Here is a 12,955-nt window from a genome sequence, read left to right on the forward strand (position 1 = left end):
GCATCCTGCCCGACGAGGACGCGAATTATAGGCCCATCAGATTTGGCGTCAAGCCTTTTTCAGAAGAATTTTGGCAAAGCGCTTTTTGCCTGCCTGACAGACGTACTCTGCACCCAGAGCCAGCACGCAAGAATGGTCAACAACCTCACCGTCGACCTTTACCGAGCCAGCAGCCAGCAAGTCGCGCGCCGCAGCAGCGTTCTTCACCATTCCAGCACGATTAATGACCGCCGAAATTGGCAAATCAGCATCTGCCTCAATTACCACTTCCGGAATGTCATCCGGCAGCTCGCCATCCTTAAGCCGATTACCTGCTGATCGATGCGCGTTAGCCGCCGCCTCTTCACCATGGAAACGGGCTACCAGCTCTTCGGCGAGCTTGATCTTGATATCGCGCGGATTAGCACCAGCAGCGACATCCGCCTTGAACTGCTCAATCTCGTCCATGGTGCGAAAGCTGAGCAGCTCGAAGTAACGCCACATGAGGCTGTCAGGCATCGAAACCAGCTTGTTATACATCTCACCAGGCGCGTCACTGATACCTATATAGTTATTCAGCGACTTGGACATCTTCTTCACACCATCCAGACCTTCCAAGATCGGCATGGTGAGAATAACCTGAGGCTCCTGACCATACTGGCGCTGGAGCTCACGCCCCATCAGCAGATTGAACTTCTGATCCGTGCCACCGAGCTCGACGTCAGCCTCCATTGCAACAGAGTCGTAGCCCTGAACCAGCGGATACAGGAACTCATGGATCGCGATCGACTGACCACCCTTATAGCGCTTGTCGAAGTCATCGCGCTCCAACATCCGGGCCACAGTGTATTTACCTGCCAGCTGAATCATGTCGGCCGAGGTCATCTTGTCCATCCAGGTCGAATTGAACATGACGACGGTCTTTGCAGGATCGAGAATCTTGAACACCTGCTCTTTATAGGTTTCGGCATTGGCCGCAACCTGCTCGCGCGTTAGCGGCTGACGAGTAACGTTCTTGCCGGTCGGATCACCGATCATTCCAGTGAAATCGCCAATCAAAAACAGCACCTGGTGTCCGAGGTCCTGAAACTGACGCAGCTTGTTGATCAGAACGGTATGCCCCAAGTGCAGATCGGGCGCAGTCGGATCAAAGCCAGCCTTGATTCGCAGCGGCTTGCCCCGCTCCAACTTGGCGCGCAGTTCGCCCTCAACCAGAATTTCATCGGCGCCGCGCTTGATCAGCGCCAACTGCTCGTCAACCGGCTTCATAGCTACAGGTATCCTGTGTATTTCAATGGGTGGTATTTCAGGGGGACAAACCATACAACATTGCCTACCAATTACAAACAGCATAGGCACTGGCAGTCGGTAGCACAGGCACGGGGAAAGACATAATTTGACGGTATAAATCTGACAGGCGGGGACGGCAAAAGCTTGCCACAACAGCTTTTCAATTATAATTTAGCAAGTTAGTCCACTTTTATTAGAATACTTCTACAAGAGCGCTTATGGGATCTCCAGATAAAAAGTCACCGCGATACCCCAAAAGCCACCTCGTGGCAGCCAGTGGAATCGCCGCAGCGCTGAGCATCATCCTGCTCGTTGTTCCTACCGCCGACGTCGAAGCGAAGAAAACCTTGGTTCAACTTGAGTTACCGGACCCGGATTCCAACGCCGACCAATCACTCTCCCAGTCTCCTGAACAACTGGACGCACTGGTCAGCGAAGCGGTCACAATCCCCAAGCCAATGGAAATCGCCCGGCAAGTTACCGCCGCAGCGAATGGCGAGCCCATGGTCACGGTAGAGCAGGAAACGACCACAGAAGCAGAGCCCTCCTGGCACCAAATCACGGTCGCCAGCGGCGATACCCTTTCCACCTTGTTCGATCAGGCAAACCTCGGTGCCAGCACACTGCACTCAGTCATTAGCAGCAGTCAGGATGCGCGACGCTTTACCCGCCTGAATGTTGGCCAGGTACTGGAATACCAAACCGACGCCGAAGGCCAACTGATTGCCATGCGCTCCAAGCTGAATGACTTGGAAACCATCCGCATCGACCGAACGACCGACGGCTACGAATTCAGCAAGCAAGTTATCGAACCCGAAACCCGTGAACGCTACGTTCAAGCCACCATCTCCAGCTCTCTGTTCCTCGCCGCTCAGAACGCCGGTTTAAATCACAACCTCACTATGCAAATGGCCAACATCTTTGGCTATGACGTCGACTTCGCTCGCGACATCCGCCAAGGCGACAGCTTCGAGGTTTTGTTTGAGGAACTGCACGTCGGCGACAAGACTGTCGGCACCAACAACATTCTTGCAGCCCGCTTCACCAATCGCGGGAAGAGCTACACTGCGGTTCGCTACACCGACCGCAATGGCTACGCCAGCTACTACCGCGCGGACGGCACCAGCATGCGCAAGGCGTTCATCCGCACACCGGTCGACTTCGCCCGTATCAGCTCCCGATTCAACCCCGGCCGCCTGCACCCGGTACTGAACCGCATTCGTGCTCACAAAGGTGTCGACTACGCGGCAGCCACAGGCACCCCGATCAAGGCAACCGGTGACGGTCGTGTGGTCTCTGCGGGCCGCAAAGGCGGTTATGGCAATGCAGTTGTCATTCAGCACGGCCGCAAGTACCAGACCCTGTATGGCCACATGAGCCGCTTCGCGAGAGGCATCAGTGCTGGCACCCACGTGACTCAAGGCCAGATTATCGGCTATGTCGGCATGACCGGCCTGGCGACCGGCCCGCACCTGCACTATGAGTTCCGCGTGGATGGCCGACATGTTGACCCGCTAAGCGTGCAGCTGCCGGCGTCTGACCCGATCCCAAGCAGCGAGCGCACCGCGTTCCTGGCCACCAGCCAACAGTTGATGGCAGCGATGGATCAGTCGCGCCCAACTCAGCTCGCCGCACTGGATCAGTAATGTCCGACCTGTATGTCGGTATCATGTCGGGCACCAGCCTGGATGGTATCGACATCGCCCTCTCCCGCTTTAACGAGACGCATCAGGCAGCGTGCCTTGATGCACTCTGCGTCCCCATGCCCCCAGAACTACGCCAGCAACTGCTGGATCTCTGCAGCCCCAGCAGCGACGAACTTTTTCAGGCAGGAGTGGCAGGGAATGCCTGGGCTCGCCTGGCAGCCGATGGAGTCGCTCAACTTCTGGCGCGCTCCCATATAAGCCCGACTGAGATCCGCGCCATTGGCAGCCATGGCCAAACCGTACGGCACCATCCAGAGCACGGGTTCAGCCTGCAGATTGGGGCTCCGTCCCTGCTGGCGGAGCTTACTGGCATCGACGTTATCGCAGACTTTCGCAGTCGCGACCTAGCCGCGGGAGGTGAAGGCGCGCCGCTGGTGCCTGCTTTTCACCATTGGTTGCTGAGCAGCCCTGAGACGACTCGAACCCTGGTCAACATTGGCGGCTTCGCCAACCTGACGATCCTGCGACCCGAGCATCCCGTATTCGGCTTTGATTCTGGCCCCGGCAATGCGCTGATGGACAATTGGGCGCAACGCCATATCGGCACACCCTACGACGCAGATGGACGTTGGGCAGCCCAAGGCGAAGCGCATCAGGAACTACTGGAACGCATGCTCTGCGACCCCTACTTTGCACGTAGCGGCCCCAAGAGCACCGGGCGCGAATATTTCCACGAGGCCTGGCTAGCCGAGCACCTTCAACACACCCCAAAGGTACCTGCAGCAGACGTACAAGCCACCCTCGCCACCCTGACCGCGACGACCATCGCCGACAGTCTGCGACGGGCAGCCAAGGACACGAGCGAGCTATTCATTTGTGGGGGCGGCGCACGCAATGCGCACCTGATGGGATTACTGCAACGCTTGCTGCCAGAGCAGAAGGTGCAATCAACCGAAGTGCTGGGCGTCAGCCCGGACTGGATGGAAGCAATGGCGTTTGCGTGGCTGGCATGGCGCTTTGGTCAACGCCTGGCGGGCAACCTGCCGAGCGTCACCGGCGCCCGCGGCGAGCGCGTTCTAGGCGCGCTCTACCCCGCCTGAGTCAAATAGAGAAGGAAGACCCGCAGCCGCAGGTGGTGCTGGCATTGGGGTTGTTGATAACGAAGCGCGAACCCTCAAGCCCTTCCTGATAGTCCACCTCGGAACCCGCCAGGTACTGGAAGCTCATCGGGTCAACCACCAGCCGCACACCGTCGCGCTCGACGATGGTGTCATCTTCAGCCAGTTCATCATCGAAGGTGAATCCATACTGAAAACCCGAGCAGCCGCCACCGGTCACAAACACGCGCAAACTCAGGCTGTCATTCCCTTCCTCTTCAATCAGCGAGCGCACCTTACTGACCGCGTTATCACTGAAAATAAGCGGGGAAGGAATAAAGACTTCAGCAGACATACAACCTCCAGCGGCCTTGGCCGCAGCACAACAGGGCGGCCATTATCCGTTTTCCCGAGGTTTTTGGTCAACTATTCTCCGTTTCCAGCTGGAGAACTGATTCCAGCTGCAACGCCTGAGCCTCGTCGCCGAGATAGTTAAGCTGGCCGCTGATCTGCGCGCCCATGACCATTTCCATATAGCGGTAGTAAAGATCACCACTGATGCGCGCCTTGGTATCCAGCTCCAAGTGCTCCAAAGCGTGCACGTCGCCTACGACCTGGCCGTTAATGACCACGTGCTGCGCCTTGATCACGCCCTCGACGTAGCCATGCTCACTGACCCGAACCAGTCCCTGTTCTGCCTCGATATTGCCAATGATGCGACCGTCTACCTGCAGAGCACCGTCGAAGCGCATATCACCGCGAATCTGTGCCTGCTGAGCAATAATTGTGGTCTTGCCGCTGAACTGGCCGATATCAGCCTTCTTGTGTTTGTCGGATCCCCACATCAGGGTACTGCTCCTGTAACCGTCCAATCGAAAACCTGTTCAACCAGGGTGTCGTCGTCACGGGTAGCGACCAGTTTGATCTGCTGCGGCACAAAACCCTCAGGCAGCGTGAGCAGGGCCTGCTCACTGCGCGCCGGCACAACCTGAAAATAGCGAAAGTTTAGATCCAGGCTGTCGCTTCCCAACGCAGGGGAGAGCTGAGCGAGCGACAACGTTTCTGCCTTGCCGCCACGCTTGCCACTGACGCTGACCGCCAGTTTGGCCTGCAGCGTTTCGCTTTCGTCGCCTACCCGACTGACCATCACTTTATAGCGGAAAGCGTCGGGAGAGTCTGTGGCCTGCAGCTCAAAAGCCTGGATTCGCAGCCCCGGTGCCGCTGCACTCGGCGCCAGCACACCTTGGTACTGGGCCAGACTCTGCTGCTGCTTGAACAGCTGCGCCTCCAGCTCATGAATAATTTGCTGCCCTTCTGCGACCGCATCGCGCGCCACAAGCACATCGACTTCCAGCTGATGGTAGCGCTGGCGCGCCTCTTCCAGCTCCTTGATCAATTGCTCTTGGCGGTCGATCAGCGCCTCACGCTCCTGGCGAAGCGGTTGCTGCTGCCGCATGGCCGCCTCCCAGCCCTGCCACGCACTGACCGGGATCGAGATCAGCAGCAAAATCACCATGCCTCGCCGCCAGCGCCGCTGCATCCGGCTTTCGCGCGGCTGCAGCGTCACATGATGATCCCTGAAGGAGTGCGAGCCGGGGCGCTTTGAGCCGAGCATCAGGGCAGCAGCGCTGGCTGCTGCAGGCCTGCGCGCTCATCCAGGCCAAACAGGATATTCATGTTCTGTACGGCCTGACCGGAGGCGCCCTTGGTCAGGTTGTCGATTACCGACAGTACCACCACCAGGTCACCGCCCTGCGGCCGATGCACGGCGATACGGCAGACGTTGGCGCCACGCACGCTGCGCGTCTCCGGATGGCTGCCTGCCGGCATCACATCAACGAAAGGCTCATTAGCGTAACGCTGTTCGAACAGCGCCTGCAGATCCACACTGGTATCCGCCACACGCGCATACAGTGTCGCGTGGATGCCGCGAATCATCGGCGTCAGATGGGGCACAAAGGTTAGACCGACCGGGCCACCGGCAGCCTGCTGCAGCCCCTGACGAATCTCCGGCAGATGACGGTGGCCGGCAACGCCGTAGGCCTTCATGCTCTCACCTGCTTCACACAGCAGCGAGCCGACGCTTGCGCCACGACCCGCACCACTGACGCCGGACTTGCAGTCGGCGATAAGCGTCGCCGGATCGGCCAGGCCGGCTTCCAGCAACGGAATCAAGCCGAGCTGCGTCGCAGTTGGGTAACAGCCGGGAACCGCGATCAGGCGCGCACCGCGAATAGCGTCGCGGTTCACTTCAGGAAGACCGTACACCGCCTCCGGCAACAGGTCCTGTGCGCCATGCGGCTGGTGATACCACTGTGCCCACTCGTCGGCGTCACGCAGGCGGAAGTCGGCGGACAGATCGATCACCTTGACGCCAGTCGCCAGCAGCTCGCCCGCGAGCGAGTGAGCGACGCCATGCGGGGTGGCGAAAAACACGACATCACAGGCGCCCAGGGCAGCAACATCCGGCACGGAAAAACGCAGGTAGTCGTAGTGGCCGCGCAGATTGGGATACATATCAGCGACGCAGAGACCTTCCTCGGATCGCGACGTGATGACCTCGACATGCGCTTCGGGGTGCTGGGCCAGCAGCCGCAGCAACTCAACACCGGTGTAGCCGGTTCCGCCTACAATGCCTACTTTGATCATCATCACATCCTGAATTGCGTTTGAATTATTGGTAACCTGCGGCCAGCCTGCGCGGAGGTGCCGCAAAGCGGTCCCCTATGATAAAAGCGCTGGCAGAAATTACCAGCGCTGGCCCGGCGCCAGTCAGCTCACAGGAGAGATGCGTGTACCTCTGGATTAAAGCCTTTCACATCATGGCCGTGATTACCTGGTTCGCCGGCCTGTTCTATCTGCCCCGCCTGTTTGTCTACCACGCCCAAGCCGAAGACGAGGTCAGCCGCGAGCGCTTCAAAATCATGGAGCGCAAACTGCTGCGCGGCATCATGAATCCATCGATGATCCTCACGCTGTTACTCGGCGGCTGGATGCTCTACCTCAACCCGGGCTGGCTGAGCCAGGGCTGGATGCACGCCAAGTTGACCCTGGTTACGCTGCTGGTGATCTACCACCACATGTGCGGACGCATTCGCAAACGCTTTGCTGACGATGCCAACACCCGCTCCCACGTCTTCTATCGCTGGTTTAACGAGGCACCCGTGCTGGCTCTGGTTGGCATCGTGATTCTGGTGGTAGTGAAACCTTTCTAAGTCAATCCGCGGTCACCGCACGGTCCTGCGCCCAGGCGCGCAGGGCCTGCAACTTCTCCGCCATCACCACCGACAACGGCGATGTGCGGCCGATCGCGGCAAGGATGTCACGCCCACCGAGCGGCTCGCCGCTGGCAGCAGTAGCGTAGACCGCCGCCACAACCGCCTGTTCGATTTCAGCTCCGGAAAATCCATCGCTGGCCTGCGCCAGCTGCTGCAGATCAAACTGACTCGGCTTGAGATCTCGCTTGGCCAGGTGGATAGCAAAGATCTCGGCACGCACCGCCTCATCCGGTAAATCGACAAAGAACAACTCATCAATACGCCCTTTGCGGATCAGCTCCGGCGGCAGCTGCGACACGTCATTGGCGGTGGCCACCAGAAACACCCGCGACTGCCGCTCGGCCATCCAGGTCAGCAGACTACCCAACATCCGGCGCGATACGCCGCTGTCACTCTGGTCTGCCGCAACCCCCTTTTCTATCTCATCGATCCAAAGCACGCAGGGCTCTAGCGCATCGGCGAGCTGCAAAGCATCACGCAGATTCTTCTCGGTTTCGCCAATGTATTTGTTATACAGCCCAGCCATATCCAGACGCAGCAGCGGCATGCCCCAAAGCCCCGCGACGGCCTTTGCGGCAAGGCTCTTGCCCGCGCCCTGCACGCCGACCAGTAACACACCACGCGGCATATCCTGAACGCTGCCGGCATTGGCAAACGCCGCCTGCCGGTCAGCCAGCCAAGCCTTGAGTTTCTGCAAGCCGCCGACCTCACCGAAGCGCGCAGTCTCCTGCTCATAGCTGAGCACCCCATCCATACCGAGCAGCTCGAACTTGGCCTTGTTGAGGTTCGGCAAGTCACTCTGATCGATCGCGCCGTCGTCAATAATCAGGTTGCGCGCCAGCCGACGTGCCTCTTCATGCGTCGTACCGCGCAGGTTGCGCACCACCTGCTGCAACGTGCGGTTGTCGGTGCGCACCCGCTGGCCGCGGTTAGCCTCGCTCCAACGGATCGCCTCTTCACGCACAATCGCGGTGAGCTCCTCTTCGGACGGCATGCTCAACTGCAGCCGGGCAGCCAGCCGACCAAGTTCCGGCGGCAGGGTGAGCGCATGGCTGATCAGAATCAGCGTCGGGCCAATCGCACCGGGGTTCATAGCGAGGGTCTTCAACTGACGAACGATACGCGGCGAATCAAGGAACGGATGCAGATCGCAAAACACATAGAGCGCGTTCTCGGACGACTCGCGCACCACGTCAAGCGCGACACCGGCATCGCGGGTATCGCGCTCCGGGTCCAGATCCGCGCCAAAACCAAGGCGACTCAAACCATCGAGATGATTCCAGGTGTACCAGGTCTGCGCGCGCTGCACCGCCAGCGAGCCGATGGTCTCGAGTACCCGCGGCTCCTGCCAGGACTCGATGACAATCAACCGAACACGCGAGTCCAGCACCAAGCCCAGATCATGAATATCGTTTTTCAACCAACGCCTCCTTTGCTGCGCGGCAGCCCTGCCACGCACTTCCCGATAGTGCCAATCCGTTTGCCTGCGTTACACTGCCGATGATGCGGTCACCGACCGCGCCCTCAGCAAATCAAGGAGCGCAGCGTGGATTGTCTGTTCTGCAAGATCATCGACGGCAAGATTCCGTCCAAGAAGATATACGAAGATGATCAGGTCTTCGCCTTTCACGATATCAATCCGCAAGCACCAGTGCACTTTCTGGTGATCCCGAAGAAGCATATCGCCACGTTGGACGATGTCACTGAAGAGGATCGCGCAGTCGTCGGCCACATGGTCTACACCGCGCAGAAGCTGGCGAAGGAACTCGGATGCGAAGCCGGCTACCGTACCGTGTTCAACTGCAATGAACAGGGCGGCCAGACCGTTTACCACATTCACCTGCATGTCCTTGGCAAGCGCCAGATGACCTGGCCTCCGGGCTAAGTCGCACAGGGCAGGAGGAGCCACCATGAGCACTCGACATTACAGTTTCATCGATCGCCTGCTGAATCAGGCCGACCAGTCGCTACGCACGCTGGTACCGGGCGCAGCCCAGGCGCACCGCCCCTCGCCTGCCCAGCATCTGGCCAACGTGCCGCTGGACGATGAAGAGCGCCAGCACATCGCCGGGCTGATGCGCATCAACCATACCGGCGAGGTCTGCGCCCAGGCCCTGTATCAAGGCCAGGCGCTGACAGCCAAGCTGCCGGAAGTGCGCGAAAAGATGGAACACGCCGCGGCCGAGGAAGTCGACCATCTGGCTTGGTGCGAACAGCGCCTGAAAGAATTGGGCAGCCGTACCAGCGTGTTCAACCCGCTGTTCTACGGCATGTCATTCGGCATTGGCGCGACAGCCGGGCTAATCAGCGACCGCATCAGCCTCGGCTTCGTGGCAGCGACCGAGCAGCTGGTGGAGCGTCATCTGGACGACCATCTGACCCAGCTGCCGGAGGAGGACATCAAGTCACGCGCCATCCTTGAGCAGATGCGCGAAGACGAGATCGAGCATGGTCACCAGGCGCTGGAAGCCGGCGGTGCGGTCTTCCCGGAGCCAATCAAACAGGCCATGGTGTTGCTCTCCAAGGTCATGACCAAGGCCACTTACAAGGCCTGATTCATCGCCCGAACGGTATCGGGGTGACGCAGATGCAGCACCCCGAACAGCATGACCTGCAGCAAGTGCAGGCCCAGCGAGCCGATTTTCTTCAGCTTGCCGAACATCAGCAGGCACTCCAGCACGTGAACCCCGAGCACGATCAGCGCAATCATCTGCAGACGCTGCGGATTGGGCACGGGCACGAGATTGAACAGACTGAGGATAACGGTCAGCCAGAAGGCCAACATCAGCAACTTGCCTACCAACATAAATGCACGCATGACTACTTCCTGATTGTTGTTATTGGGGAGCTCGATGGTAACGCACTGCGGGTGGCATGAAAGGGCCCAGTTCGCCAACGGAGTGACCCCTGGGTACCAGGCCGAATGCGGGCGAGCTGAACGCAGCGCCCGCAGGCAGGAGGTCAGTCGATTTCGACGATCTCGTAGTCGTGGGTCACTTCGACACCGGCGCGGCCCATCAGGATCGACGCCGAGCAGTACTTCTCGGCAGACAGCTCGACCGCACGCTTGACGTGTGCTTCCTTGAGATTCTTGCCGGTAACGACGAAGTGCAGATGAATCTTGGTAAACACCTTGGGCTCAACATCGGCACGCTCGGCCGCCAGCTCGGTGTGCACATCGCGGATGTCCTGGCGGGCCTTCTTGAGGATGCTGACCACATCAAAACTGGCGCAACCACCCAGACCAACCAGCACCGTCTCCATTGGACGGATACCCATATTGCGCCCGCCTGCTTCCGGCGGCCCATCCATTACTACCGTGTGGCCGCTGCCGGACTCACCCAGAAACATGACCCCGTCAACCCACTTGATCGTTGCTTTCATCACTTGCTCCCGCCGGAAAATCGCTCAGAGGCCGGGAGAATACCACAGCCACCTGCGACAGATGTCCGCACTGGTCATGAGGATAAAAACTGGACATAATCCGGTTCAGTCTCACGCTGAGGCTGACACGGATGCGCAGCATCTTGGGTACGCGCGACTATGGCTAGGACACGCTTTTAATGGTTTCAATCAACCTAACTCCTAAAATAAAAAACATTGATGCTTTTCTTGCCCACTGCCATCGACGTCGCTTTGCGGCTCGTAGCACGCTGATCCACGCAGGCGACCAATCAGACAGTCTGTTCTACATCGTCAAGGGCTCGGTCACCATCCTGATCGAGGATGAGCAAGGCCGCGAAATGATCATCGCCTACCTGAATCAGGGCGACTTTTTCGGTGAAATGGGGCTGTTCGACCTGTCCCCGGCGCAGCACGACCGCAGCGCCTGGGTGCGCGCCAAGACCGAGTGTGAAGTAGCCGAAGTCAGCTACAGCAAATTCCGCGAATTGACTCAACGCGACCCCGAACTGCTCTACGCGGTTGGCCGGCAAATGGCCGAGCGCCTGCGCAAGACCACGCGCAAGGTCGGCGACCTGGCATTCCTCGACGTAACCGGCCGTGTGGCTGGCACCCTGCTAGACCTGTGCAAGCAACCGGATGCGATGACTCACCCGGACGGCATGCAGATCAAGATCACCCGTCAGGAAATCGGCCGCATCGTTGGCTGCTCCCGTGAAATGGTTGGCCGCGTGCTCAAGAGCCTGGAAGAGCAAGGCCTGATCGACGTCAAAGGCAAGACCATGGTGGTGTTCGGCACCCGCTGATCGCCACACAACGGCCGGGAGCCCTCTTCCCGGCCGCCTCTGCAGCTCCCCATCCGCTCATGTACAATCGCTCACCTGGCTATTCCAACAAGAGGTGAACATGGGCTTGAACAACGAGTGGATGCAACGCGACATTTCGGTGCTCTGGCATCCCTGCACCCAGATGAAAGACCACGAGCACATGCCAGTCATCCCGATTCAGCGGGGCGAAGGCATCTGGCTGCACGACTTCGAAGGCAACCGCTACATGGATGCCGTCAGCTCGTGGTGGGTCAACATCTTTGGCCACGCCAACCCCTATATCAATCAGCGCGTGAAAGAACAGCTCGACTCGCTTGAGCACGTGATTCTGGCCGGCTTCAGTCACACTCCGGTAATCGAGCTGTCCGAGCGTCTGGTCAAGATGACCCCGGCGCCGCTAAGCCGCTGCTTCTACGCGGACAACGGTTCTTCCTGCATCGAAGTCGCGCTGAAGATGAGCTTTCATTACTGGCTCAATACCGGCAAACCGCAGAAAAAGCGCTTCGTCACCCTGACCAACAGCTACCACGGCGAGACCCTGGCCGCCCTCGCAGTTGGCGATGTCGCGCTGTACAAGGAAACCTACCAGCCGCTGCTGATGGACGTGATCACCGTCCCCTCCCCTGACTGCTACCACCGCGAGGAAGGCGTCAGCTGGGAAGAGCACAGCCGGCAGATGTTCACGCACATGGAGAAGACCCTCGCCGAACACCACGACGAGGTCGCGGCCGTCATCGTCGAGCCGCTGATCCAGTGCGCCGGCGGCATGCGCATGTACCACCCGGTCTACCTCAAGCTGCTGCGCGAGGCCTGCGATCGCTACGGTGTGCACCTGATCCACGACGAGATCGCGGTCGGTTTCGGTCGCACCGGCAGCCTGTTCGCCTGTGAGCAAGCCGATATCGCACCGGATTTCCTCTGCTTGTCCAAGGCGTTGACCGGCGGCTATCTGCCGATGGCCGTGTGCATGACCAACGACACCATCTATCAGGCCTTCTACGACGACTACGAAAGCATGCGCGCCTTCCTGCACTCGCACAGCTACACCGGCAACCCGCTGGCCTGCGCCGCAGCACTGGCGACGCTGGATCTGCTGGAACAGGGCAATGTGATCGAGGCCAACAAAGCGCTGTCGGCGCACATGGCCAAGGCAACCGCGCACTTCGTCGACCACCCGCACGTGGCTGAAGTGCGCCAGACCGGCATGGTGCTGGCTATCGAAATGGTCAAGGACAAGGCGACCCGCGAAGCCTATCCCTGGCAAGAGCGCCGCGGCATTCGCGTCTACCAGCATGCACTGAAAAACCAGGCCATGCTGCGCCCGCTCGGCAGCGTGGTGTACTTCATGCCGCCCTACGTGATCACGCCGGATCAGATCGACCACCTTGCCAGCGTTGCCTGGGAAGGTATCCAACTGGCTACCCGGGACTGATCCC

Annotated in this window: 15 protein-coding genes; 7 read left to right on the forward strand and 8 right to left on the reverse strand. The window is 59.4% G+C overall.

Features of this window, described 5'->3' with window-relative positions; genetic code table 11:
* Positions 1-48: 48 nt before the first annotated feature.
* Entirely contained in the window at positions 49-1,248 is a 1,200-nt protein-coding gene (tyrS, locus tag AAFM31_RS15385; RefSeq protein WP_341708796.1) for a tyrosine--tRNA ligase, read from the reverse strand.
* A 239-nt stretch (positions 1,249-1,487) separates the two neighbouring features.
* Between tyrS and AAFM31_RS15390 the strand changes: the two genes are divergently transcribed.
* Positions 1,488-2,915, forward strand: a complete 1,428-nt coding sequence (locus AAFM31_RS15390; protein ID WP_341708797.1) for a peptidoglycan DD-metalloendopeptidase family protein — start codon at positions 1,488-1,490, stop codon at positions 2,913-2,915.
* Positions 2,915-4,015: an anhydro-N-acetylmuramic acid kinase gene (locus AAFM31_RS15395; protein WP_341708798.1), complete on the forward strand. Its 1,101-nt coding sequence runs from the start codon at positions 2,915-2,917 to the stop codon at positions 4,013-4,015. The genes AAFM31_RS15390 and AAFM31_RS15395 overlap by 1 nt, the downstream gene beginning before the upstream one ends.
* Position 4,016: 1 nt before the next feature.
* On the opposite strand, the gene erpA is transcribed toward AAFM31_RS15395, so the two are convergent.
* From erpA to argC, 4 genes are all read right to left on the reverse strand, one after another.
* Positions 4,017-4,367 carry an iron-sulfur cluster insertion protein ErpA gene (gene erpA, locus AAFM31_RS15400; protein WP_104739508.1) on the reverse strand — a complete coding sequence of 117 codons (351 nt, stop codon included), beginning with the start codon at positions 4,365-4,367 and terminating at the stop codon, positions 4,017-4,019.
* Positions 4,368-4,434: 67 nt separating this feature from the next.
* Positions 4,435-4,857, reverse strand: a complete 423-nt coding sequence (locus AAFM31_RS15405; RefSeq protein WP_341708799.1) for a polymer-forming cytoskeletal protein — start codon at positions 4,855-4,857, stop codon at positions 4,435-4,437.
* Complete coding sequence (locus AAFM31_RS15410; protein WP_341708800.1) at positions 4,857-5,579, reverse strand: DUF6776 family protein; 723 nt, start codon at positions 5,577-5,579, stop codon at positions 4,857-4,859. The genes AAFM31_RS15405 and AAFM31_RS15410 overlap by 1 nt, the downstream gene beginning before the upstream one ends.
* A 47-nt stretch (positions 5,580-5,626) precedes the next feature.
* Complete coding sequence (gene argC, locus AAFM31_RS15415) at positions 5,627-6,661, reverse strand: N-acetyl-gamma-glutamyl-phosphate reductase (protein ID WP_341708801.1); 1,035 nt, start codon at positions 6,659-6,661, stop codon at positions 5,627-5,629.
* A 143-nt stretch (positions 6,662-6,804) separates the two neighbouring features.
* Between argC and hemJ the strand changes: the two genes are divergently transcribed.
* Entirely contained in the window at positions 6,805-7,227 is a 423-nt protein-coding gene (gene hemJ / locus AAFM31_RS15420) for a protoporphyrinogen oxidase HemJ (RefSeq protein WP_341708802.1), read from the forward strand.
* A gap of 1 nt (position 7,228) precedes the next feature.
* Here hemJ and AAFM31_RS15425 read toward each other — a convergent pair whose 3' ends face one another.
* Positions 7,229-8,710 (reverse strand): AAA family ATPase, encoded by a 1,482-nt coding sequence (locus tag AAFM31_RS15425; RefSeq protein WP_341708803.1) that lies wholly within the window; start codon positions 8,708-8,710, stop codon positions 7,229-7,231.
* Between the two features lie 126 nt (positions 8,711-8,836).
* Between AAFM31_RS15425 and AAFM31_RS15430 the strand changes: the two genes are divergently transcribed.
* Together AAFM31_RS15430 and coq7 are read left to right on the forward strand one after the other, a co-directional pair.
* Entirely contained in the window at positions 8,837-9,175 is a 339-nt protein-coding gene (locus AAFM31_RS15430; RefSeq protein ID WP_233048460.1) for a histidine triad nucleotide-binding protein, read from the forward strand.
* A gap of 25 nt (positions 9,176-9,200) precedes the next feature.
* Positions 9,201-9,845 carry a 2-polyprenyl-3-methyl-6-methoxy-1,4-benzoquinone monooxygenase gene (gene coq7, locus AAFM31_RS15435; protein WP_341708804.1) on the forward strand — a complete coding sequence of 215 codons (645 nt, stop codon included), beginning with the start codon at positions 9,201-9,203 and terminating at the stop codon, positions 9,843-9,845.
* On the opposite strand, the gene AAFM31_RS15440 is transcribed toward coq7, so the two are convergent.
* Together AAFM31_RS15440 and AAFM31_RS15445 are read right to left on the reverse strand one after the other, a co-directional pair.
* Positions 9,833-10,108 carry a DUF1145 domain-containing protein gene (locus tag AAFM31_RS15440; protein ID WP_341708805.1) on the reverse strand — a complete coding sequence of 92 codons (276 nt, stop codon included), beginning with the start codon at positions 10,106-10,108 and terminating at the stop codon, positions 9,833-9,835. The genes coq7 and AAFM31_RS15440 overlap by 13 nt on opposite strands.
* Positions 10,109-10,251: 143 nt before the next feature.
* Positions 10,252-10,674: an OsmC family protein gene (locus AAFM31_RS15445; protein ID WP_083728081.1), complete on the reverse strand. Its 423-nt coding sequence runs from the start codon at positions 10,672-10,674 to the stop codon at positions 10,252-10,254.
* Between the two features lie 179 nt (positions 10,675-10,853).
* Here AAFM31_RS15445 and crp point away from each other — a divergent pair, with 179 nt between their 5' ends.
* Both crp and AAFM31_RS15455 read left to right on the forward strand, forming a co-directional pair.
* The gene (gene crp, locus AAFM31_RS15450; protein WP_341708806.1) at positions 10,854-11,498 is read left to right on the forward strand and encodes a cAMP-activated global transcriptional regulator CRP; all 645 of its coding nucleotides are present in this window, start codon (positions 10,854-10,856) and stop codon (positions 11,496-11,498) included.
* A 100-nt stretch (positions 11,499-11,598) separates the two neighbouring features.
* Complete coding sequence (locus AAFM31_RS15455; protein WP_341708807.1) at positions 11,599-12,951, forward strand: adenosylmethionine--8-amino-7-oxononanoate transaminase; 1,353 nt, start codon at positions 11,599-11,601, stop codon at positions 12,949-12,951.
* Positions 12,952-12,955: the final 4 nt, after the last annotated feature.

The organism is Halopseudomonas sp. (assembly GCF_038130085.1).
Classification (GTDB): domain Bacteria; phylum Pseudomonadota; class Gammaproteobacteria; order Pseudomonadales; family Pseudomonadaceae; genus Halopseudomonas.